Genomic DNA, 20,399 nt, shown 5'->3' with positions numbered 1-20,399 from the left:
TGCCACGGCCGCTTCAAGGCGGACGCCGCCGCGGTCACTGCCTGATCGCATCTGCCCATTGTCGCGCGCCTGGCAACAGGCAGTCGCCACAACCGGGTAGAACGCTGCATCCAGCCGCTGCCGATTGAGTGGGCGGGCCTGCGCCGCTTGGTTGCCCTGCGGCCCGCGTTGTTCAGGGTGCGGCAATGCTTTCTAATCGGGCCACCTCCATGTTCGTCGGGCCTCATGCACATTGTCGATTGCAGCCACGCGCGCCACGCCAGCGCCATCCTGGACATCTTCAACGAAGCCATCGCCAATTCCACTGCGCTGTACGACTACCGTCCCCGGCCACCGGAGAGCATGGTCGGCTGGTTCGCCACCAAGCAGGCGGGCGGCTTTCCGGTGATCGGCGTGGAGCACGACGACGGCACCCTGATGGGCTTTGCCAGCTACGGCACCTTTCGCGCCTGGCCCGCCTTCAAGTACAGCGTCGAGCATTCGATCTACGTGCATCGCGACCATCGCGGCAAGGGCCTGGGACGTCTGCTGCTGCAGGCCCTGATCGCAGCGGCGCAAGTGCGCGGCGTGCACGTGCTGGTGGGCGGCATCGATGCCAGCAACCAGGCCAGCATCGCCTTGCACGAACAGTTCGGTTTCACCCACGCCGGCACCGTGCGCGAAGCCGGTTTCAAGTTCGGGCGCTGGCTGGACCTGGCGTTCTACCAACGCATCCTGGACACACCTGCCGATCCGCACGACGACTGAGCTCGGTCGCTAGTGCGGATGCCGCTCGGTCGCATACGGGTTGGCCTCGCCGCTGCCCGGCGGACGCAAGGTGTAGCGCTTGTAGGTCCACTGATATTGCGCCGGGTCGCGCCGGGCGATCTGTTCGATGCCGGCGTTGAGCGCGCTGGCCGCACGCACCGGGTCCGCATCGGCCACTGCCGGGTCGGCCGGTTGCACATGCAGCGCGAACTCCAGATCGTTGCCGGCACGCTCGCACCAGCCGTACAACACGATCGCCCCGGTCCGCTCGGCCAGCCGGTTGACCAAGGTCATGGTCAAGGCCGGAATGCCGAAGAACGGCGCGAACACGCCATCGCCCATCTTCGGTTGCTGGTCGGGCAGGATGCCGACCGCGCCGCCGTCCTTGAGTACCTTGAACAACTGCCGCACTGCCGGGCCTTCGGCGCGCACCTGGCGCACGTTGTCGCCACCACGTGCCAACTGCAGGAAGCCATCCACCGCCTCGGACTCCGGCGGCCGGTAGACAATCGCGATCGGCCCGCGTTCGGACAGCCACTGGTTGAGCAATTCCCAGTTGCCGAAATGCGGCGCCGCCACGATGACCCCGCGCCCGGAAGCCAGCGCGGCGTCGTAGAGTTCCTGGCCGTTGCGCTGCAGGCGTGCCAGGTTCTCCGCCGGCGGGCGGGTCCAGGTGCGCAGCACTTCCAGCGTCTGCCGCGCGGTCGATTGCAGGATCTGCGCATGCAAGCGCGCGCGCTGCTCGGCGCTCAGTTCCGGATACGCCAGTTCCAGATTGCGGCGCGCCACGCGTGATTCGCGTGCATTGAGCTTGCGCCAGCTCCAGGCCAGCGTGTCGGCCACGCGCTTGAGCAACGGCCACGGCAAGCGGCCCACGGTGGCGGCGGTGACATACAACAGGCGAGCGCGAACATCAGGTGTCATCGGCGCAATTCTAAACAGCGCAGACCACGAAGGCCCGCGCGTGACAGTGCCGGCAGCGCTGGGCATGCTGCGCGGCACAGTTTGCCGCCCGAGAATGCCCATGCTTGCACTGATCCAGCGTGTCACCCGCGCCGCCGTCACGGTCGATGACCAGATCTTCGGGCAGATCGGCCCCGGGCTGCTGGCGCTGATCGGCGTGGAGCCCGGCGACAGCGACGCGCAGATCCGGCGCCTGGCCGAGCGGCTGCTGAGCTACCGGGTATTCGGCGACGACGCCGGCAAGATGAACCGCTCACTCACCGATACCGGCGGCGGCCTGCTGCTGGTCAGCCAGTTCACCCTGGCTGCGGACACCAGTTCCGGCAACCGCCCAGGCTTCAGCACCGCCGCGCCGCCACTGGAGGCTGAACCGGCGTTCAATCGATTGGTGGCGATCTGCCGCGAAAAACATCGCGGTGGGGTGGAAACCGGGCGTTTCGGTGCCCATATGGTTGTCGACCTGGTCAACGATGGCCCGGTGACCTTCCTTCTTAGACCCTAGATACACCACGTCCACCAGCGGTCCCGTCTTGAATCCGGCAGACCGGGCTTCACGCTGGTATAATGCTAGGTTCTCTTTCCAATCTCAAAGCCGGTGGCGCGAGCACTCATGGCCAACGAACGTCCTGCCCAGCAATCCGACATCAAGCTACTGATCAGCAAGGGCCTGGAACAGGGCTATCTGACCTACGCCGAAGTCAATGACCATCTGCCCGACGACCTCGTCGACCCGGAGCAGATCGAAGACATCATCAGCATGATCAACGGCATGGGCATCGATGTCCATGAAGTTGCACCCGATGCCGAAACCCTGTTGCTCAACGATGGCAACACCGGCAACCGCGAGGTTGACGACACCGCCGCCGAAGAAGCTGCCGCCGCGCTGACCGCGCTGGACACCGAAGGTGGCCGCACCACCGACCCGGTGCGTATGTACATGCGCGAAATGGGCACGGTCGAGCTGCTAACCCGCGAAGGCGAAATCGCCATCGCCAAGCGCATCGAAGAAGGCCTCAGCCAGGTCCAGGCCGCATTGGGCGTGTTCCCGCTGTCGACCGAAATGCTGCTGGCCGATTACGAAGCGCACAAGGAAGGCAAGAAGCGTCTGGCCGAGATCGTGGTTGGCTTCAACGACCTGATCGAAGAAGCCGATGCAGCTGCTGCTGCGCTCGCCGCGGCCGGCCCGGTCGCCGTGTCCGACGATGAAGCGGTCGACGAAGACGACGACGAAGACGGCGATGACGAGGCCGCCGAAGAAGAGGCCGGCCCGACCGGTCCGGATCCGGTGGAAGTGGCCACGCGCATGGAGAACCTGGCCAACGAATACGCCAAGTTCAAGAAGGCCTATGCCAAGAACGGCGCCGAGCACAAGCTGGTGGTCAAGGCCCGCGAAGACATGGCCGCCATCTTCACCACGCTCAAGCTGCCGCTGCCGCTGACCGACGCGCTGGTCACCCAGCTGCGTGGCGTGGTCAATGGCATCAAGGATCACGAGCGCAAGGTGCTGCACCTGGCCACCACCGTGGCACGCATGCCGCGCAAGGACTTCATCCGCTCCTGGGAAGGCAACCAGACCAACCTGGAATGGGTGGAAGACGCACTCAAGCGCAAGCAGAAGTGGTCGTCGGCGCTGCGCGACGTCAAGGACCAGATCATCTCCGAGCAGCAGGGCTCGATCGAGATGGAAAAGGCCAACTACCTGACCCTGGGCGAGATCAAGGAAATCAGCCGTGCGATGGCCTATGGCGAAGCCAAGGCGCGCAAGGCCAAGAAGGAAATGGTCGAGGCCAACCTGCGTCTGGTGATCTCCATCGCCAAGAAGTACACCAACCGCGGCCTGCAGTTCCTGGACCTGATCCAGGAAGGCAACATCGGCCTGATGAAGGCCGTGGACAAGTTCGAATACCGTCGCGGTTACAAGTTCTCGACGTATGCCACGTGGTGGATCCGTCAGGCCATCACCCGTTCGATCGCCGATCAGGCGCGCACCATCCGTATCCCGGTGCACATGATCGAAACGATCAACAAGTTGAACCGCATTTCCCGTCAGATGCTCCAGCAGTTCGGTCGCGAGGCCACGCCTGAGGAGCTGGCCAAGGAAATGGACATGCCCGAGGACAAGATCCGCAAGGTGATGAAAATCGCCAAAGAGCCGATCTCGATGGAAACCCCGATCGGCGACGACGAGGATTCGCATCTGGGCGACTTCATCGAGGACACCAATGTGGAGTCCCCGATCGACAACACCACCAACATCAATCTCTCCGAGACGGTGCGTGACGTGTTGGCCGGCCTCACCCCGCGCGAGGCGAAGGTGCTGCGCATGCGCTTCGGTATCGACATGAACACCGATCACACGCTGGAAGAGGTCGGTAAGCAGTTCGACGTCACCCGTGAGCGGATTCGTCAGATAGAGGCCAAGGCGTTGCGCAAGCTGCGTCACCCGAGCCGTTCGGAACAGCTGCGCTCGTTTCTGGATATCGACTGATGCCGCGGTCGTAACCGTGCAGTGATCACACAGCAGCCCCGCTCATGCGGGGCTGTTGCGTTATGGCGCAGGCAGTTGGCTATGCTTGGTAGCGGGTAGCGGTTGGTCGCATGCAAGGCATGCGTCAGTGAGGTAGCGCCGCGATGTTTCACGTACCGCCGACGAAGCTACACGGCCACGCAACATTAAACCGATGTTTCTGCAAACCTCACGTGGCGTTCTGACCGCGACTTCTAAGTTGGCCGACGAATGGAGACGAGATTGCTTTATGAGCAGGCAAAGCCGCTTTGAAACCACCACGTACCGCGAACACGAGATCCGCGTACGCGCCGAGCAGGCTTCCCCTGATGCCAAGTGGACGCTCTGGGTGGACGTGTACGCGCTCGGCGGCAAGCGCCAGCCGCGTATCGGTTGCAATGGGCTGGCCTATGCGACGTACCAGGAGGCCATTGCGCACGGCTTCCGCGCGGGTCGGCAGCTGATTGATGGGCAGTTTGAGACGGCTGATGCGTAAGGGGCGGGGATTTGGGATTGGTGATTCGGGATTGGTAGGTTTGCTGGGTGCGTCTAGATGACGCGATCGCGTGCATCACGCTAGAAATCTGATGCCAAAGCCCAGCCGCCGCTGGGCTTTTCGTTGTAGGCAGCCGACACGGGATCTCGCGGCAGTGAGCGCTGTATTGCTGCCGGCAGAGGGCGCATAGCAGACACGGCAACGTCCACACAGGTAAACTTTCGCGTCCGCGGCACGGCCCGACATGCTCGCCATCTCGCCGCCAGACACACGGGCCTATAGCTCAACGGTTAGAGCAGAGGACTCATAATCCTTTGGTTCCAGGTTCGAATCCTGGTGGGCCCACCAATTGCGCATGCGTAGCGCTCTCCTGTTCCTGTAGGCATAGTTGGCTTGAGGATCCCTGCTAAGCTCGTTTCCGCCGACGCAAGACCACCGCGGTTAGCGCGTCGCGCTTGAACGCCACCTACTTCCCTTACACCTGGTGGGCAGAAAATAAGTTCACCACGCTGGCAGGCGAATTGAAGCCGAAGAACTGTGCATGATTGCTCGCACTCTGCTCCGCGAGAACGGTGCTACGTGGGAACAGCGCATTTTCATAGGCACTCAGTGCCGCCTCGATCTGTCCCGGGTTCTCAATGAGCGAACGTGCGAGCTCGGCTCCGTCGTAGATGGCGAGGTTTGCACCTTCTCCCGCAAACGGTGACATCAGGTGCGCAGCGTCGCCGACGAGCGTTACGCCCGGGGTGCGTGCCCAAGCATGTTCGATCGGCAATGCATAAATCGGGCGAATGATGGGTGCGCTGTCAGTGTGGGTAATCATGGCCAACAGAGCTGGAGCCCAATTTTCGAACTCTTTGGCAATGCGGCGCATCGCGGCTGTAGGCCGGCCAAAGTCGAGCTCGCGAAACCATGCTTCGGGCTTGGTCAACGCAATGTAGCTGCGTAGCGCGCCGTCTGCGTATCTGTGGGTAAAGATGCCTTGGCCGGGGGCTACAGCCATCAATGTGCCGCGCCCGACCATCTTGGCGCTAGCCGGATATTTGTTGGTGGCATCGGTGAGAGATGTCTCGATAAAAGTGGTGCCCACGTATGCTGGGGTTGCGGTCGACAGCAACGGCCGAACCTTCGACCATGCGCCGTCCGCTCCGACAACCAGGTCCGCTGTGATCGATGAGCCGTCGGCAAAAGTGAGGGCAAGCGCTCCGTCCGCATTGCGTGCTGCCCGTATGAGCTTGCGACCCCAATGAATGGCATCGGAGGGCAGAGAGTCAATCAACAGCCGGCGGAGTGCGCTGCGGTCCACCTCCGGTCTGAGAGAGCCGACAGAGCGTTGTCTGTCGAACAGAATCGTGCCGTGCTTGTCACTGACGCGCTTGGCGTCCTCGCCCGGGAGGACGAGGGACAGGAAGGCGTCGTGGAGGCCTGCCGCGGTTAAGCCTAGCTGCCCGTTCCATTCGTGTATGTCTAGCAGGCCGCCTTGTGATCTGGCGTTGCGTGAAGCCTCGGCCTCATAGATGGTGGCGGAGATGCCGTTGATGTGGAGGACACGTGCGAGTGTCAAACCGCCCAGACCAGCGCCGACGATAGCGATCTGAGCAGTTGAAGATGGACGTGGGTTGGTGTTGTTGGCTGTCATGAGCGCTCCAAATACAACGAGCGTTCGCACAGGCGGCAGCTCGAAGAAAGGCCGGGTGATCTCGGCGAGGGGCGCTGGCCAACCTAGCAAGCATGCGGGATGGCGTGTATTCGATCTCTTGGTGCCGACGGCACCCAGGCGAACGTTTTTCGCGTCGCGCGCATTCTTGCATTGATCCGCTTCCTCGAACAATCCCTTGGGAGAGCAGGTTCGTAACGCGTCAGCCGCACTCGGAACGTGGGCGGATCAGCGCCGCGCCGCGGCAGCCACCGCAAAGCTGTCTTCAAGCATCAGGAAGTGCGAGATCTCGTTCCCCGTGATGGTGAGCACGATCGTAAACGGCGTCTCGATGAGCTTTCCGGTGGCGGTGATGCGGCTGGCGAGCTCGCCCACGATGACAGCGCGGTCGTTGCTGGCCAGTAGGTCATGCACATCGAACCGGATGCGCTCCATCAGGGTGCCGGAATCACGCACGAACGCTTCTACCGCGCCGCGCCCGCTGCGTCGCCCAATCCACGGCAGTGCGGATGGATCGCCTGGGATATGCCATTGCAGATCCGCACTGAACATCGCCGCGATCGTCTCAGGCGATGCACCGGAGCCGATCTTTTCAAGGAAGTTTTGCGCAATCGCCAAATTGTTTTGCATGCTCATCTTGTTTGTCTCTGGTGGGCTGGAAGTGCACTCACGGTAGCGCGCTGCACGTATGGTCAGATCTGGGTCAGGCCGCCGTCCACTGTCAGCTCGATGCCGGTGATGTAGGAGGCATCGTCCGATGCCAGGAAGGACATCGCCTTGGCCATCTCATCCGGGCTCGCTGCGCGGCCCAGCGGGGCCTTCAGTTGGATTTCGGCCAGGTAGGCGTCGATGTCTTTGTCGCTCATGCCCAATTCGGATTTATAGGCGGGTGTGACCACGACGCCGGGCGCGATCAGGTTGACGCGAATGTCGCGACCTTTCAGTTCCGATGCCCATGTCCTGACGAAAGAGCGCAGTGCCGCCTTCGTTGCGGCATACACGCCGAAATTGGCGACGCCTTGATTGGCCGCGATGGAGCCCGTCACCACGATGGCGCTGCCGGCGCGCATCAGTGGCAGCGCCTTCTGCACGGTCAGCAGGGTGCCCTTGACGTTGATGTTGAAGTACTTGTCGAAGCCTGCTTCGGTAATGGATTCGATTGGTGCAAATTCGCCGCCGCCTGCGTTGGCAAGCAGCAGGTCCAGTCGTCCATGCGCGGTGGCGATGACGTCCATGACGGCGTCAAGCGCTGCACCAACGGAAATGTCGGCGCGTACCGCCGTGGCGCCATGGCCGATCTCGGCGACCGCCCGGTCCAGTTCCTGCTGCCGGCGGCCGCTGATGACTACCGTTGCGCCCTCCAGCGCCAGCCGCTTTGCGGCGGCCAGGCCGATGCCCGAGCTGCCGCCGGTGACCAGGGCAATCTTCCCGGCGTGTTTGGTGGGGTGGATGTTGGCCAGATCCTGGACGTGCATGGTGTTTGCCTCTTGAGCGGAGTTCCCGCGTTGCAGGCAGTCTATTGACCCTCGCTGCGGCGATAAATCGGCGTATCGTTGATTCTTTATTTCCCTGCGGGAATAATCCGGCGCTCTAGGCGGAGCGATCAATGGATCACCTGCAGGCAATCCGTGCCTTTGCGCGCGTTGTGGAAACCGGCGGGTTCAACCGTGCGGCGGAATCGCTGCAGATGCCCAATGCCACGCTGAGCAAGTCGATCAGCGCGCTGGAAAAACATCTGGGAGTCAAATTGCTTGAACGCAGCACGCGCCGCGTGCGTGTCAGCAACGACGGCGCTGCGTATTACGCGCGCGTGCGGCACCTGCTCACGGAGCTGGACGACGTGGAAGCCACGTTGGGGCGTGCCCAGGGCAGCCCCAAGGGCCGGCTTCGTGTAGATACGGGCGGCTCGACGGCGTGCGGATTGTTGATCCCCGCATTGCCGGAGTTCTGTGCGCGCTATCCGGATATCCAGCTGCAGCTTGGCGTCACCGATCGCACGGTGGATGTCATCGGCGAAAACATCGACTGCGCGATCCGCAGCACGGCAGACGACGGCGCGCTGATATCGCGCAAGATCGGCAGCCTTGCCTGGACCACCTGCGCGAGCCCTGACTATCTCGCACGCTACGGTGTCCCGACCCATCCGAAACAGCTGAAAAGCCTGGCGTTTCCCGTGGTGGGCTACTTCTCCGCGCATAGCGGCAAAGCGCCGCCGCTGCATTTCCTGGACGATGGCGCGCCGCTGGAGATCGTTCCCAACTGCAGCGTGATGGTCAACGAGAGCAACGCGCATCTGGCGACCGGATTGGCCGGGCTCGGGCTGATCCACACGCTCGATTTCATGGTGCGGCCGGCCATCGAACGCGGCGCGCTGGTGCCGGTCCTGCAGGACTGGCGCCCGGCGCCATTGGATGTCTTCATCGCCTATGCGCCCAGCCGACAGTTGAGCACCAAGGTGCGTGTGTTTATCGAGTGGGTGAGCGAGATCTATGCCCGGATCGGGCGAACACATTCGGCAATCGAGCGCTGACGAACGCAACCTGTGGCGTTCACGCGATGTGCGGCGTTTGCTTCCGGGCGTTGTGGCATCGCATCGGCCCGGGGCCGATTCGCTTTTGTGCCGTGCTCACCGTACTGCGAGGCTGCCGGGCCTGTCCGAAAAGGCATGCAGCACGCGCCGGACAGGCATCGCCCTCCACGGCGCCCCGCCCCGAAGCGATTGCGTGCGAATATACGCTTCATATACGATTCGTATATCGACGCAAAACAGGAGCCATCATGGGCATCGTCAATATCGACGACGACCTGCACGACCAACTGCGCCGTGCGTGCACGGTGAGTAGCCGTTCGATCAATGCGCAGGCCAATTTCTGGATCAAGGTCGGCATGCTGTGCGAGATGCATCCGGACACGACGTTTCAGCAGATCGTGGCCGAACAATTGCGCGCGGCGGGCGTACGGCCGGGCGTACGGCCGCAAGCCTTGAAGCCGGGCCGGGCGTGATCAAGTCGCCCGACGAGATCGCGCTGATGGCGGTGTCTGGCCAGCTCCTGGCGCAGGTGTTCGATGCGCTGGATCGCTTGCCGCTGGAAGGTCGCAGCACGCTGGAACTCAACGGGTTTGTCGAGCGCATGATTGTCGATGAGCTCGACGCACGGCCTGCGAGCAAGGGGCAGTACGGTTTCGAGTTCGTACTCAACGCATCCATCGACGATGTGGTCTGCCATGGCGTGCCATCGGCAGACGACGTGTTGCGCAGCGGGCAGATCGTCAACCTGGACATTACGCTGGAAAAGAACGGCTATATCGCCGATTCCAGTACCACGTACCTGGTGGGCGAGGTCGCTTACCCGGCACGTCGCCTGGTGCAGGCCACGTATCAGGCGATGTGGAAAGGGATTGCAGCGGTGCGCCCTGGCGCGCGCTTGGGCGATATCGGCCATGCCGTTGCGCGGCACGCGCGTGCGCACGGCTATAGCGTGGTCAAGGAATACTGCGGGCACGGCATCGGCCGTGAGATGCATGAAGACCCGCAGATCCTGCACTACGGCCACGCGGGCACCGGCTTGGAACTGCAGGAAGGCATGGTGTTCACCATCGAGCCGATGATCAACCAGGGCCGTGCGGCGATCCGTTCGCAACCGGATCAGTGGCCGGTGCATACGCGCGATGGCAGGTTGTCGGCGCAGTTCGAGCATACCGTGGCGGTGACGCGCACTGGCGTACGTGTGTTGACCTTGCGGCCTACCGAAGTGCCGCTGTGCGTGGTGGAGTGACGCACCGCAACGCATTGCGTCAGGCGGCTGTCAGTCGGCCGGGACGCGCGGCGTCGCCTCTGGCCGGCGCGGAATCAGCGGGGTGGTGTTGGTGTGCAGAAGCATGCGCACGGCCGCTTCGACACTGATGAAACGGCTGCGTTGCAGCAGATAGGACAGCATGAGAAGTCCCGCGAACATCAGCGTGGCCCCTGGCCTGACGACGGCTGCCGGAACCAGGAACCCAACCACCATCATCACTACGGTCCAGTTGCAGAAACCGCTCACGATGATCTCGCGTTGCCGACGGTCGATCACGATGCGCCCGCGCATGATCATCGGATAGACACCGCCGACGAACAGGAAGGTTTCGCGAAACGCATACACGTCTTCGGACAGGCGATGGAACCGCAAGTCGGGCCAGCGCGATGGCTCGACCGCATTTTCTACCTGCGCCAGCGAAAAGCAGGCCAACGCATCGCGGGTCACCGCAATACGCCGTGTAAACACCGGCAGGCCCCAGCTGAAGTAGGGGCGGTTCCAGGTGATCAGCAAGAGGCCTTCGGTGGCAATCAAGCCCAGCAGCAGGTAGAGCATCGTGCATCCCTGTTCGAGTGGCTCAACGATCGCACGCGCAGGTGCGCCGCGTGCCGGCTCCGATTCTGGCGCCTGAATGCCTGGCCCTGCAATCACGCCTGCGGCGCGGCGCGCGTTTCATCGCCGCGCCAGATTGGCTCAGGTCAGCGGCGCTCATGCACACTAGGCCCCACAGCGGACGCCGGCTCTGCCGGTGCCGATCCCGCAATCATTGGTCCCATGCAGCCACTTTCCCACACCTTGCCGGCCGTGCACGCCATGGCGGCGCAACTCCGCCGGCCGCTGGACGGCTTGCGCAGGCAGCTGCGCGCCAACGATCTCTGGTTCATCGCCCTGGCCGCGCTGGTGGGGCTGATCGCGGCTGGATTGATGGTGCTGCAGGCCGGTATCGCGCATGGCCTGCAGAGCTGGCTGTACGCGCTCGCGCCCGAGCAGCGGCTCAGCACGGCCACCTCGATGACGGCAACGCAGCTGCTGGTGTTGCCGCTGGGCGGCTTGCTGGTTGGTCTGGTGACGCTGATGGCGCGGCGGCGCAAGCGGCCCCTCGTGGATGCGGTGGAAGCCAATGCCTTGCATGGCGGGCGCATGTCGATGCGTGACAACCTGATCGTTGCGGTGCAGACCTTGTTGTCCAACGGCTTCGGTGCGTCGGTGGGACTGGAGGCGACCTACACGCAAATGGGGTCGGGTGCCGGCTCGCAGCTGGGGCGCGTGTTGCGGGTGCGGCGTGCCGACATGCGCACGCTGGTGGGCGCCGGCGCGGCCGGTGCGATTGCCGGCGCCTTCGGCGCGCCGCTGGCCGGTGCGTTCTATGCGTTCGAGATCGTCATCGGTGCCTACACGCCATCGGCGTTGGCACCGGTGGCCGCCGCCGCATTGGCTGGCGCGTTCATGGCCAATGCCCTGGGCGCAGCGCCGTACTCGTTGCCTGCTGCGGTGGCCTACCAATTGCAGCCGCGCGACTATGCGGTCTACATCGCGCTGGGCCTGGCGTGCGCGTTGATCGGCATTGCGGTGATGCGCCTGGTCGCCGGCATCGAACGTGGCGTGGGCCACATCAATCTGCCGGTGTGGGGGCGCCCGGTCATCGGTGGGTTGCTGCTGATTCCGTTGGCGCTGTATTCGCCGCAGGTGCTGTCCTCGGGGCATGGCGCATTGCATCTGGACCTGACCAGCAGCAGTACCTTGCAGGTGCTCGCCATCCTGTTGGTGCTCAAGTGCATTGCGTCGGGAATTTCGCTGGGTTTCGGCTTCCGCGGCGGTCTGTTCTTCGCCTCGTTGTTCATGGGCTCGCTGGTGGGCAGCCTGTTCGCGGTGAGCCTGAACCTGTTGCTGGGCGCTGCGGTGGTGGACACCACCAGTGCATCGCTGGTGGGCATGGCTGCATTGGCGGCGGCCATCGTTGGCGCGCCGATGACCATGGCCATGTTGATCCTGGAAGGCACGCACGATTTCGTGCTGGCCAGCGCAGTGATGGCGGCGGTGCTGGTGGCCAATACCGTGGTGCGGCAGGTGTTCGGTTATTCGTTCTCCACCTGGCGGCTGCATCTGCGCGGCGAAAACATCCGCAGTGCGCGCGATGTGGGCTGGGTGCGCAATCTGTCGGCTGGCAAGATGATGCGCAAGGATGCCAACCACACCGCGTACGACATCAGCGTGGCCGAATTCCGCCGGCGGTTCCCGTTGGGCTCCACGCAACGCGTGGTGCTGGAAGATGCAGACGGACACTATGCCGGCGTGGTGCCGCTGGCCGTGCTGTACGCCGACAATGTGCAGCTGGACGCCCCGGTCGGCGACTATGCCAAGCACCGCGATGCGGCGCTGCTGGCCGACACCGACATCGTGGCGATCATGAAGGTCTTCGATACGACACAGGCCGATGAGTTGGCCGTGATCGACAGCGATCGCAAGGTACTGGGCGTGCTGTCGGAGGGATTCGTGCGCAAGCGCTACGCCGAAGAACTGGAAAAACGCGAGCGCGAACTGATGGGCGAACGCGTGGCTAGCGACGACTGAGCCGCGTGCTGTCAGCAACGGCTGCGCGCATGCGTGCGCATCGTTGATCTGTGTCTGATGTTCGATGCGGAGGCACAGGCGCAGCGTCGGGTTGTTCGGGCTGGCCTGAGCGCGTTAGTATCGCCACTGCTCAAGAACGATCTCCTTGGACACATGACACCACCCTGACCTCAGGCCTTACGCGCTCGCAGTTGCTGCGAAGGTCCAGGTGTTTGACGTGCATGTAATGCGCCGTGTGGTTGCCGGCGCATGGAGTCGTTCAATGTCCAGAAGTTTCCCGTTGCGCCAGCAATGGCTCGGCAACGTGCGTGGCGATGTGCTCGCCGGCATCGTGGTCGCGCTTGCGCTGATTCCCGAAGCCATCGCGTTTTCGATCATTGCCGGCGTTGATCCCAAGGTTGGGCTCTACGCGGCGTTCTGTCTTGCAGTGGTGACTTCGATCGCCGGTGGTCGGCCAGGCATGATTTCTGCCGCCACCGGTGCCATGGCGTTGTTGATGGTGGATGTGGTCAAGGACCATGGGGTGCAGTACCTGCTGGCGGCGACCGTGCTGGCGGGCGTGCTGCAGCTGATTGCAGCCGCATTGCGTCTGGGCGCATTGATGCGTTTTGTCTCGCGCTCGGTGATCACCGGCTTCGTCAACGCATTGGCAATTCTGATCTTCCTGGCACAGCTGCCGGAGTTGGTCGGCATGCCATGGCCGGTGTATGCGGTGTGTGCAGCGGGATTGGTCATCATCTATCTGCTCCCGCGCGTCACCACGGCGATTCCTTCGCCGCTGGTCGCAATTGTGGTGTTGACGGCGGCATGCGCGTACTGGCACCTCGATCTCCGGCACGTGGGCGACATGGGCCACCTGCCCGACAGCCTGCCGGTGTTTTTGCTGCCGGACGTGCCGCTGACATGGGACAGCGTGCGCATCCTGCTGCCGGTATCGACGACGCTGGCGGTGGTCGGCTTGCTGGAGTCGTTGATGACGGCGCAGATTGTCGAAGACCTGACCGATACCCCATCGCAGCGCAACCGCGAATGCGCAGGTCAAGGACTGGCGAACATGGTGGCGGGCTGCTTCGGTGGCATGGCTGGCTGCGCGATGATCGGGCAGTCGGTCATCAATGTGCGCTCGGGCGGACGTGGGCGCTTGTCGTGCCTGGTGGCCGGCGTCGTCCTGCTGCTGATGGTGGTCTATGGCGCGGCCTGGGTGCGCCAGATTCCGATGGCGGCACTGGTGGCGGTGATGATCATGGTCAGCATCGGCACCTTCAACTGGGGATCGCTGCGCGATCTGCGCAGGCACCCGGCAAGTTCGTCGGTGGTGATGTTGGGCACCGTCGTGGTCACGGTCTGGACGCACGATCTGGCGCGCGGCGTGTTGGTCGGCGTCCTGCTGTCGGCACTGTTCTTCGCGCGCAAGGTCGGGCGCATGCTGCAGGTGCAGGCCAGCGATGGTGACGATGGGGTACGCGTGTATGCGGTGCGCGGCCAGGTGTTCTTCGCATCGGCCGGGCAATTCGTCGCCAGCTTCGATTTCCTCGGCACGCCGCCGAAGGTGCTGATCGATCTGAGCCACGCGCATTTCTGGGACATCAGTGCGGTAGCGGCGCTGGATCGGGTGGTGTTCAAATTGCGTGCGCACGGCGCCGAGGTCGAGGTGGCTGGCGCGAATCAGGCCAGCGACGCGCTGATCGACACCCTAGGAACCCATCGGCGCGATGGCGCGCGGCTGCAGCTCGGTCACTGAGCTGGGCTGCTCGCGTCCAGCCAGCGCGGCTGTCGGCGAGGCCGATTGGCGTGCATGCGCGTCCAGCAATGCGGACAGTCGACGATGGCAATCGCGGAAGGCCAGTGCAGAGGCCGGCATGTCGCAGGCGTCGAAGGTGCGTGCTTCGGCCTTCCAGGAGGCGAGCAGGTCTTCCAGATCGCAGATCAAGCTCGGCATGGTGTTTCCTCGGTAGGCGTCCTGCTGTCTACGGGGAGAGGCGATACGCGGATGCAGGCCGGCGCGGGGCGACCCTGCGCGGAGCCACAATGGTTCAGATACTGCGATGAACGGCGCATTTTTTGGGTGCGGCACACGTGCGCATCACAGGGCCGGGAGGAGGGTGGGCAGGCGGTCTTCTGCCGCGGGAGCTGACCATGAGCAACAACCAGAACGCCAACCGGGGTATCGACGACCCGACGCCACCCAACGGCGTCAAGGCGCCGGGCAAGAATGAGGATCTGCTGCAGGACGGGCCTGCGCAGGACAGCGAAATCGATGACGACGACAGCATCGAGGACGAACTGGATGAGGACGAAGAGGACGAAGAGGACACCTGAGCTTGGTTCTGCGGGACGCACGCGATTGCGGCGAGCCCCGACGGCGCACGACAGGCCCCGATGCTTTCGATGGCGCGAGGTGCCATGGCCGCCGCTGCAGTGGCGGCCGGTCCGCCTCTTTCAAGGCAGACGCCAGCGACGTGGCGGACCCGGCCTGCCGAGAATGCGAGGCGTGTGGATGTCCGTCATCGACCGCCGGCGTGCAGCGTCAACACAAGCCGGCTCGCCACACATTGCGTGCGGTCCTAAACTCCAGGGCCTTTCGATCGCGTTGATACCGCCATGGACACCCTGCCGCCGTTACCTTCCATCGCACTGGGCGAGTACCGTCATTTCAAAGGCGGCCGCTATGAGGTGCTCGGTGTGGTGCGCAGCAGCGAAACCCTGGAGCCGCTGGTGCTGTATCGGCCACTGGAGCGCGATATCGGGTTGTGGGTGCGCCCGTATGCGATGTTCGTCGAGCAGGTCGAGGTGGACGGTGTTGCCCGCGCTCGCTTCGAACGCGTGGAGTGAGCGCCGCACGCACTGCCGCGATGCGGCAACCGTACGCCTGGCCTTGAGCGCGCTATGACTGCCGCGACCACGCCCCTCACGACGCCCGACGGCCGTTACCTCATCGTGCGAGAGCGCCTGTGGCGCACCAGCAACCCGCACCTGAGCGAAGAGGTGCGTGCCGCGTTGGTCAGTGCGCTCATGGATGCGCGACGCGCGGTCAAGGCCGCCAAGCGCGACGACGATGCACAACGCCTGTTGGCCGCGCGCGGTGCGGTCGATGCAGCCAAGGTCGCCTTGGGTGAACGCGGCGCGGTGTGATGGACCGATGGTGCCAAGGATTTCAACCGGCATCTGGTCAAGAACACCCCGTACGCTGCGTGGTTTGCGGCAAGCGGCCATGCGCCCCGGCCTGCAAGCGTCGACACGCCTGCAGGTCTCGATTGACAGCGACGCCTGTGTCGCTACGACGAATGACCTGCCGTGGCGTCGCATTCCACCGGTATGGTCTCGTTCAACCGGGCAAAAACCCTTTGGCGCGCAGTGCTGGCTCGAAGCGGCGTATGCCGACATCCACCAACTGATGCAGCACGAACGGGTCTTGCGCCACAACCCGATCCAGTGCCGACGCATCGGTGTGGTGGGCTAGCACGATGCCGCCAAGACCATCGGCCGATGGGCCGGCCGCGAGGAATAGCCCAGTATCGATGTGCTCCCGCAACCACTGCTTGTGGGCGTCCAGATGTGCGGCCAGTGCCGGCGGGGCGACGCGATAGGTGAGGGTGATGAGATGCAACATGGCTCAGGCCTCCACGCGCGCGTGCGCGACCCCGCGCCCGACACTGCGCACGACATCGGCAATGGAGGCCTGCGCACTGATCAATGCGGCCGCGGCCGGCTCCGGACCACGCGACTGATTTTCCGCGCGCACGAAGTGCACCTCGCGCACGCCCAGAAAGCCGAACGTTGCGGTCAGATACGCCTCCTGAAAATCCAGTGAGGCCATCGGCCCTTGCGTGTACATGCCCCCGCGCGAGGACGCCACGATCAGCTGCTTGCCGCCGGCCAGGCCTTCGGGCCCGTTAGCGGTATAACGAAACGTACGGCCGGGCTGGGCGATGCGATCGATCCAGGCCTTGAGTTGGGTCGGCACCGAAAAGTTGTACATCGGCGCGCCGATCACCACGATGTCGCTGGCGAGGAATTCTTCCACCAGTTGCTCGGACAATGCATGTTCGGCCACCAATGCCGCGTCGCTGGCTGGTTGCGGCAGCGGGCGGAAGCCGGCAGCAATCGCGCCGGAAAGGTGCGCGATGGGAACCGCGGCAAGGTCGCGATAGGTGGCGTGTAGATCGTCAATCGCTGCGTGCAGGTCCTGCACCACCTGGGCGGTGAGCTGGCGGGAGACCGACGTGTCGGTCAGGATGCTGGAATCGAGATGGAGCAAGCGCATGGTGGGCTCGTGTGCTGTGGTCGGTGGCGGCACTCTACGAAGCGCCCTCGGGCGCAGGTAGGCCGCTGGCGGATGACAAACTGTCCTGCGTGGCAGGACAATGACGGCCTCCTTGCGTGGGGTTGGATTCAGATGGAAGACCTCAACGACTTCGCGCTGCTGGTGGCAGTGGTCGACCACGGCAGCTTCTCGGCGGCCGGTCGCGCGTTGGGGTTTCCCCGCTCCAAGGTCAGTCGGCGGGTGGCAGATCTGGAGCAACGCCTGGGCGTGCGGCTGTTGCAGCGTTCAACCCGTGCGGTCAGCCTCACCGAGGTCGGTGCCGAGTTCTATACGCACTGCAAATCCATCACCCGCTCGGCGCAATGGGCGCTGGATGTGGCCGAGCGCGCCACGCAGCATCCCTCCGGCCGGATCCGCGTGAGCTGCCCGACCGGTGTGGCGCATCTGTTTCTGGCCAAGCTCTTGCCGCGGTTTTTGTTGGCGCATCCGGATGTGCAGGTCGATCTGGAGCTGACCAGTCGACGGGTGGAACTGATTGCCGAAGGCATCGACGTGGCGATACGGGTGCGTTCGAGCCTGGACGATTCCGGCTTGATCCTGCGCTCGTTCGGCGTCAGCCGGCAGGCGTTGGTGGCAAGCCCCGGGTTCGTGCACGCGCATGGGCCGTTCGCCTCTGCGGCGGCACTGCATGAGGTACTGGGAATGGGCCCGCGTGGCGTCAATGGCGAGCCGCCCCGGTGGCGGCTCACCAGCCCGCAAGGCACCAGCGAACTGGTGGACTACCGTTCGCGCCTGTTCACCGAGGATGTCGAGCTGCTGCACCAAGCGGCGCTGGCCGGCATGGGCGTGGCGCAGTTGCCGCTGGCCCTGTGCAGGGGCAGCATCGCCCGTGGCGAACTGGTGGTGCTATTGGGCGACCACACGTTGCCGGTGCATCAACTACACGCCGTGTATCCCTCGCGTCGCGGACTGGCGCCAGGCGTGCGCGCCTTGATCGAGTTCCTGGTCGACGTCCTGCCTGCGGTGCTGGAGAGCGCCGAACACGAGGTATCAGGCTAAGCGCAGCGAACAAAACGACTGTGCAGCGCCAGGCGGGCGCGGCCGCTGCCCGGAATCGGCATATACCACTCGTACACTGCGGTTCCGAGCGCGCCGTCCGCACCCGCCGGACGACTGCTCGCTACGTTTTGTTAGCCGACCTGAGCGCATGCAAGGGCCGCCGCGACAGGCCAGGTTCGTGTTGGTGCTCACCGCGATGGCGTACCGATGGTACGCGCGGCACGTGCGATGAACTCGGCCACCTTGGCGGGCTGCGCAACCAGCGAAAGATGGCTGGATGCGATGGTGGTACTGGTGGCACCGATCTGCTTGGCGATGGCGCGCTGCACATCCGGACGCAACGCATTGTCGTTGTCGGTGATCAGGTACCACGTCGGTTTGCGATGCCACGCGGCCTGCGAAACCGCGTCGCCGAACGCGGCAGCGGTCATCGGCTGCTGGACGGCGGCAAGCTGCCGGACCTTGGCCAGCGGCACATCGGCGGCCATCACGTGCTGGTAGGTCGCCGCGTCGTCGAGCCAGATCAGGCCCTGCGCATCCGGCTGCAAACCTTCCATCGGCGCTTTCAGGCGTGCCAGCAGCGTGCCGACCGACTCGCCGGTATCGGGTACCAGGGCCGACAGATAGACGATGCCCTTGACGTTGTCGGCGTTGCCCGATTCGGTCACCACCGCGCCGCCCCAGGAGTGCCCGACCAGCAGCACGTCGCCAGCTTGTCGCTCCAGCACGCGGCGGGTCGCAGCGACGTCGTCGGCCAGCGAGGTGAGCGGATTCTGCACTGCAGTGACGTGATAGCCCTGGCGCTGTAACGCCTCGATCACGCCAGACCAGCTGGAGCCATCGGCAAATGCGCCATGCACCAGCACGATGGTAGGCAGGCTCTGCACAGGTGCGGCGGTTGCCGGGCTGGCAGCGAAGATCGACAGGGCGCTCAGCAAGGCGAGGCCGGCGTTGGCAGACAAGGGGGATGGCATGAGCGTGATCGCAAGAGGTGGGAGAGAGAGTGCGATCAAGCACATGTCGGCCGTTGGCCGTCAAAACAGCGCAGACCTCGCCAATAAATGTGGCAGCGCTGACACACCTGACACATGGCTGGCGCCCGCGGGACCGCAGTCCATTCCACCGGCACGCCGGCTCTGCGATGGAGATGTCGAGCCGCGCGCAGGCTGTCACGCAGGCGGCGCGGCGCCACGCAGCCAGTGCCCGCCGCGCCGTGACCCAACCCGGCACAGGCCGGGCTGGGCGACATGCCGTGGATGCAGCGCGACTCAACCCAGATCGCAATTGCTCGGCTGCGGCCAGGTGGTGGACGGCAGCATGGCTTTGACAGCCGCTGGTGCGCTGATGCCGATGGTGCTGGCGCCGTAGAGGTCTTCGAGTTCGTCGATGCTGACGATATAGCTGTCCAACGCACCCAGGTTGGCGCTATTGGGAATCAGCCAGCTGATGGCGCGCGAACCGCCGCCCGGGTTGGCGGTGATGATGGTCTTCCAGAAGAAATCCGGCGTGCGGATGCCGTGGCTGCTGAGGAAGTAATCGTTGCTGGTGTCGCTGTAGATCACGCCGCCGTAAACCTGCACGCTGGCGATATCGCGATAGCACTCGGCCACGTTCTCTGCCTGTACCCAGATGCCCTGATTGAAGCTGGCCACCTGCGGCACGATGTTGCTCATGAGGTTGGCGCGGCGGATGTAGGTCGCGTTGTAGTCCATGTGGTTGGACGTCACCAGATGGCCGCGGTCATAGCCGGAACGCACGCTGGCATACGAGGCCGTGGAGGTCTGGCCGGCACAGCCGCTGGGCAATTCGGTATCCAGATTGAAGCTGGACGGGCGTGCAGCCGAGCCTGTGTCGGCCTGCAGCACGTATTCGTAGCGCAGTGCGGTGCGGTTGGTGCAGTCGTACGTCAGCGTATAGCCGCCCTTGTTGAGGGTCACCACCTGCGCCTGTGCGGCGGCGCTGAAGGTGGTGAGAAGCACAACGACGAAAAAGGTCTTCAAGCGCATGGAAGTCAATCTCCTTGAAATCATCGGACGCACGAAGCCGCCGCCGCGATGCGTCAGCACATCGACGTTGGACAACGCGCCAGGGAAACAGAGGGCTCGCGGCATGGCGAGCGCTACAGCTATCGCATACGAATGTTGCTTGTTGGTGACTTGGGCCCGAGCAGCGTGCGGTCGCCCAGATCTTGTTTCGGCGTGTAGCCAAGCGCTCTGTATTCGGTCTGGAGGCGATGCCGTTGATGAGGCTGATGCTCTCGGCGATCTTCTTCGCTGATCTTTAGAGATCTGACACGGTGCGATGGGCACGTCGCGCGGCGTGGACACAGGCAACGCCAC

General features: G+C 64.0%; 22 protein-coding genes, 1 tRNA gene, 1 other RNA gene and 1 pseudogene. 15 read left to right on the top strand and 10 right to left on the bottom strand.

Features of this window, described 5'->3' with window-relative positions; all coding sequences use genetic code 11:
- Positions 1-225 precede the first annotated feature (225 nt).
- Positions 226-747: a GNAT family N-acetyltransferase gene (locus ACCQ16_RS18110; protein ID WP_008572803.1), complete on the top strand. Its 522-nt coding sequence runs from the start codon at positions 226-228 to the stop codon at positions 745-747.
- 9 nt (positions 748-756) lie between these two features.
- On the opposite strand, the gene ACCQ16_RS18105 is transcribed toward ACCQ16_RS18110, so the two are convergent.
- Positions 757-1,773 (bottom strand): lauroyl acyltransferase, encoded by a 1,017-nt coding sequence (locus ACCQ16_RS18105; protein WP_372380063.1) that lies wholly within the window; start codon positions 1,771-1,773, stop codon positions 757-759.
- Here ACCQ16_RS18105 and dtd point away from each other — a divergent pair.
- The 4 genes from dtd to ACCQ16_RS18085 all read left to right on the top strand — a co-directional run bounded on the left by dtd (position 1,772) and on the right by ACCQ16_RS18085 (position 5,060).
- Positions 1,772-2,212 carry a D-aminoacyl-tRNA deacylase gene (dtd, locus tag ACCQ16_RS18100; protein WP_372380062.1) on the top strand — a complete coding sequence of 147 codons (441 nt, stop codon included), beginning with the start codon at positions 1,772-1,774 and terminating at the stop codon, positions 2,210-2,212. The genes ACCQ16_RS18105 and dtd overlap by 2 nt on opposite strands.
- 108 nt (positions 2,213-2,320) lie before the next feature.
- Positions 2,321-4,198: an RNA polymerase sigma factor RpoD gene (gene rpoD, locus ACCQ16_RS18095; RefSeq protein ID WP_008572798.1), complete on the top strand. Its 1,878-nt coding sequence runs from the start codon at positions 2,321-2,323 to the stop codon at positions 4,196-4,198.
- Between the two features lie 193 nt (positions 4,199-4,391).
- Positions 4,392-4,712: a hypothetical protein gene (locus ACCQ16_RS18090; RefSeq protein WP_011348769.1), complete on the top strand. Its 321-nt coding sequence runs from the start codon at positions 4,392-4,394 to the stop codon at positions 4,710-4,712.
- Positions 4,713-4,984: 272 nt separating this feature from the next.
- A tRNA-Ile gene (locus ACCQ16_RS18085) sits at positions 4,985-5,060 on the top strand.
- Between the two features lie 127 nt (positions 5,061-5,187).
- Here ACCQ16_RS18085 and ACCQ16_RS18080 read toward each other — a convergent pair.
- The 3 genes from ACCQ16_RS18080 to ACCQ16_RS18070 all read right to left on the bottom strand — a co-directional run bounded on the left by ACCQ16_RS18080 (position 5,188) and on the right by ACCQ16_RS18070 (position 7,844).
- A complete protein-coding gene (locus tag ACCQ16_RS18080; RefSeq protein ID WP_277573226.1) occupies positions 5,188-6,351 on the bottom strand; it encodes an FAD-dependent oxidoreductase in 1,164 nt (387 codons plus the stop codon).
- 246 nt (positions 6,352-6,597) lie between these two features.
- Positions 6,598-7,005, bottom strand: a complete 408-nt coding sequence (locus ACCQ16_RS18075) for a nuclear transport factor 2 family protein (RefSeq protein WP_218507593.1) — start codon at positions 7,003-7,005, stop codon at positions 6,598-6,600.
- Between the two features lie 56 nt (positions 7,006-7,061).
- Positions 7,062-7,844, bottom strand: a complete 783-nt coding sequence (locus tag ACCQ16_RS18070; RefSeq protein ID WP_277573248.1) for an SDR family oxidoreductase — start codon at positions 7,842-7,844, stop codon at positions 7,062-7,064.
- 131 nt (positions 7,845-7,975) lie between these two features.
- Here ACCQ16_RS18070 and ACCQ16_RS18065 point away from each other — a divergent pair, with 131 nt between their 5' ends.
- The 3 genes from ACCQ16_RS18065 (at position 7,976) to map (ending at position 10,145) form a co-directional block, all read left to right on the top strand.
- A complete protein-coding gene (locus ACCQ16_RS18065; RefSeq protein ID WP_277573225.1) occupies positions 7,976-8,899 on the top strand; it encodes a LysR family transcriptional regulator in 924 nt (307 codons plus the stop codon).
- Between the two features lie 248 nt (positions 8,900-9,147).
- The gene (locus tag ACCQ16_RS18060; protein ID WP_008577631.1) at positions 9,148-9,372 is read left to right on the top strand and encodes a ParD-like family protein; all 225 of its coding nucleotides are present in this window, start codon (positions 9,148-9,150) and stop codon (positions 9,370-9,372) included.
- Entirely contained in the window at positions 9,369-10,145 is a 777-nt protein-coding gene (gene map / locus ACCQ16_RS18055; protein WP_057680869.1) for a type I methionyl aminopeptidase, read from the top strand. Before ACCQ16_RS18060 ends, map begins: the two co-directional genes overlap by 4 nt.
- Before the next feature lie 30 nt (positions 10,146-10,175).
- Here the strand turns inward: map and ACCQ16_RS18050 are convergent, their stop codons facing one another.
- A complete protein-coding gene (locus tag ACCQ16_RS18050; RefSeq protein WP_011348751.1) occupies positions 10,176-10,721 on the bottom strand; it encodes a hypothetical protein in 546 nt (181 codons plus the stop codon).
- A 258-nt stretch (positions 10,722-10,979) separates the two neighbouring features.
- Between ACCQ16_RS18050 and ACCQ16_RS18045 the strand changes: the two genes are divergently transcribed.
- Positions 10,980-12,737, top strand: a complete 1,758-nt coding sequence (locus ACCQ16_RS18045) for a chloride channel protein (protein ID WP_277573247.1) — start codon at positions 10,980-10,982, stop codon at positions 12,735-12,737.
- Between the two features lie 262 nt (positions 12,738-12,999).
- Positions 13,000-14,478, top strand: coding sequence for a SulP family inorganic anion transporter (locus ACCQ16_RS18040; RefSeq protein ID WP_218507595.1), 1,479 nt, complete (start codon positions 13,000-13,002; stop codon positions 14,476-14,478).
- Here ACCQ16_RS18040 and ACCQ16_RS18035 read toward each other — a convergent pair.
- Positions 14,431-14,676, bottom strand: coding sequence for a hypothetical protein (locus ACCQ16_RS18035; RefSeq protein WP_057678059.1), 246 nt, complete (start codon positions 14,674-14,676; stop codon positions 14,431-14,433). The genes ACCQ16_RS18040 and ACCQ16_RS18035 overlap by 48 nt on opposite strands.
- A gap of 197 nt (positions 14,677-14,873) precedes the next feature.
- Between ACCQ16_RS18035 and ACCQ16_RS18030 the strand changes: the two genes are divergently transcribed.
- The 3 genes and pseudogenes from ACCQ16_RS18030 (at position 14,874) to ACCQ16_RS18020 (ending at position 15,995) form a co-directional block, all read left to right on the top strand.
- Positions 14,874-15,056 carry a hypothetical protein gene (locus ACCQ16_RS18030; RefSeq protein ID WP_057680873.1) on the top strand — a complete coding sequence of 61 codons (183 nt, stop codon included), beginning with the start codon at positions 14,874-14,876 and terminating at the stop codon, positions 15,054-15,056.
- 282 nt (positions 15,057-15,338) lie between these two features.
- A complete protein-coding gene (locus ACCQ16_RS18025; RefSeq protein WP_008577645.1) occupies positions 15,339-15,569 on the top strand; it encodes a DUF1653 domain-containing protein in 231 nt (76 codons plus the stop codon).
- Between the two features lie 54 nt (positions 15,570-15,623).
- A pseudogene (locus ACCQ16_RS18020) lies at positions 15,624-15,995 on the top strand (hypothetical protein).
- A 67-nt stretch (positions 15,996-16,062) separates the two neighbouring features.
- On the opposite strand, the gene ACCQ16_RS18015 reads toward ACCQ16_RS18020, so the two are convergent.
- Complete coding sequence (locus ACCQ16_RS18015; RefSeq protein ID WP_008577649.1) at positions 16,063-16,347, bottom strand: YciI family protein; 285 nt, start codon at positions 16,345-16,347, stop codon at positions 16,063-16,065.
- Between the two features lie 3 nt (positions 16,348-16,350).
- Complete coding sequence (locus tag ACCQ16_RS18010) at positions 16,351-17,001, bottom strand: FMN-dependent NADH-azoreductase (RefSeq protein WP_372380060.1); 651 nt, start codon at positions 16,999-17,001, stop codon at positions 16,351-16,353.
- 132 nt (positions 17,002-17,133) lie between these two features.
- On the opposite strand from ACCQ16_RS18010, the gene ACCQ16_RS18005 reads away from it, so the two are divergent.
- Positions 17,134-18,060 carry a LysR family transcriptional regulator gene (locus ACCQ16_RS18005; protein ID WP_011348743.1) on the top strand — a complete coding sequence of 309 codons (927 nt, stop codon included), beginning with the start codon at positions 17,134-17,136 and terminating at the stop codon, positions 18,058-18,060.
- Positions 18,061-18,120: 60 nt separating this feature from the next.
- Positions 18,121-18,197, top strand: a non-coding RNA gene (locus ACCQ16_RS18000) — sX9 sRNA.
- 51 nt (positions 18,198-18,248) lie between these two features.
- Here ACCQ16_RS18000 and ACCQ16_RS17995 read toward each other — a convergent pair.
- Both ACCQ16_RS17995 and ACCQ16_RS17990 read right to left on the bottom strand, forming a co-directional pair.
- On the bottom strand, positions 18,249-19,034 hold the full coding sequence (locus ACCQ16_RS17995) for an alpha/beta fold hydrolase (RefSeq protein WP_372380059.1): 786 nt from the start codon (positions 19,032-19,034) through the stop codon (positions 18,249-18,251).
- Between the two features lie 294 nt (positions 19,035-19,328).
- The gene (locus ACCQ16_RS17990) at positions 19,329-20,066 is read right to left on the bottom strand and encodes a DNA/RNA non-specific endonuclease (RefSeq protein ID WP_057680876.1); all 738 of its coding nucleotides are present in this window, start codon (positions 20,064-20,066) and stop codon (positions 19,329-19,331) included.
- Positions 20,067-20,399: the final 333 nt, after the last annotated feature.

The organism is Xanthomonas sp. NCPPB 1062 (assembly GCF_041481705.2).
Taxonomy (GTDB): domain Bacteria; phylum Pseudomonadota; class Gammaproteobacteria; order Xanthomonadales; family Xanthomonadaceae; genus Xanthomonas; species Xanthomonas euvesicatoria.
The sequence above is the reverse complement of the archived record's forward strand: the minus strand, read 5'-3'. Positions and strand labels throughout refer to the sequence as shown.

Bases quoted from the DNA above. Each gene is read 5' to 3' on its own strand.
- ACCQ16_RS18050 (WP_011348751.1), bottom strand. From the start codon at position 10,721: ATGCTCTACCTGCTGCTGGGCTTGATTGCCACCGAAGGCCTCTTGCTG.
- ACCQ16_RS17990 (WP_057680876.1), bottom strand. From the start codon at position 20,066: ATGCGCTTGAAGACCTTTTTCGTCGTTGTGCTTCTCACCACCTTCAGC.
- ACCQ16_RS18045 (WP_277573247.1), top strand. From the start codon at position 10,980: ATGGCGGCGCAACTCCGCCGGCCGCTGGACGGCTTGCGCAGGCAGCTG.
- ACCQ16_RS18080 (WP_277573226.1), bottom strand. From the start codon at position 6,351: ATGACAGCCAACAACACCAACCCACGTCCATCTTCAACTGCTCAGATC.
- ACCQ16_RS18110 (WP_008572803.1), top strand. From the start codon at position 226: ATGCACATTGTCGATTGCAGCCACGCGCGCCACGCCAGCGCCATCCTG.
- ACCQ16_RS18065 (WP_277573225.1), top strand. From the start codon at position 7,976: ATGGATCACCTGCAGGCAATCCGTGCCTTTGCGCGCGTTGTGGAAACC.
- ACCQ16_RS18105 (WP_372380063.1), bottom strand. From the start codon at position 1,773: ATGGGCATTCTCGGGCGGCAAACTGTGCCGCGCAGCATGCCCAGCGCT.
- ACCQ16_RS18035 (WP_057678059.1), bottom strand. From the start codon at position 14,676: ATGCCGAGCTTGATCTGCGATCTGGAAGACCTGCTCGCCTCCTGGAAG.
- dtd (WP_372380062.1), top strand. From the start codon at position 1,772: ATGCTTGCACTGATCCAGCGTGTCACCCGCGCCGCCGTCACGGTCGAT.
- rpoD (WP_008572798.1), top strand. From the start codon at position 2,321: ATGGCCAACGAACGTCCTGCCCAGCAATCCGACATCAAGCTACTGATC.
- ACCQ16_RS18060 (WP_008577631.1), top strand. From the start codon at position 9,148: ATGGGCATCGTCAATATCGACGACGACCTGCACGACCAACTGCGCCGT.
- ACCQ16_RS18040 (WP_218507595.1), top strand. From the start codon at position 13,000: ATGTCCAGAAGTTTCCCGTTGCGCCAGCAATGGCTCGGCAACGTGCGT.
- ACCQ16_RS18030 (WP_057680873.1), top strand. From the start codon at position 14,874: ATGAGCAACAACCAGAACGCCAACCGGGGTATCGACGACCCGACGCCA.
- ACCQ16_RS17995 (WP_372380059.1), bottom strand. From the start codon at position 19,034: ATGCCATCCCCCTTGTCTGCCAACGCCGGCCTCGCCTTGCTGAGCGCC.
- ACCQ16_RS18090 (WP_011348769.1), top strand. From the start codon at position 4,392: ATGTTTCTGCAAACCTCACGTGGCGTTCTGACCGCGACTTCTAAGTTG.
- ACCQ16_RS18070 (WP_277573248.1), bottom strand. From the start codon at position 7,844: ATGCACGTCCAGGATCTGGCCAACATCCACCCCACCAAACACGCCGGG.
- ACCQ16_RS18025 (WP_008577645.1), top strand. From the start codon at position 15,339: ATGGACACCCTGCCGCCGTTACCTTCCATCGCACTGGGCGAGTACCGT.
- ACCQ16_RS18075 (WP_218507593.1), bottom strand. From the start codon at position 7,005: ATGAGCATGCAAAACAATTTGGCGATTGCGCAAAACTTCCTTGAAAAG.
- ACCQ16_RS18010 (WP_372380060.1), bottom strand. From the start codon at position 17,001: ATGCGCTTGCTCCATCTCGATTCCAGCATCCTGACCGACACGTCGGTC.
- ACCQ16_RS18015 (WP_008577649.1), bottom strand. From the start codon at position 16,347: ATGTTGCATCTCATCACCCTCACCTATCGCGTCGCCCCGCCGGCACTG.
- ACCQ16_RS18005 (WP_011348743.1), top strand. From the start codon at position 17,134: ATGGAAGACCTCAACGACTTCGCGCTGCTGGTGGCAGTGGTCGACCAC.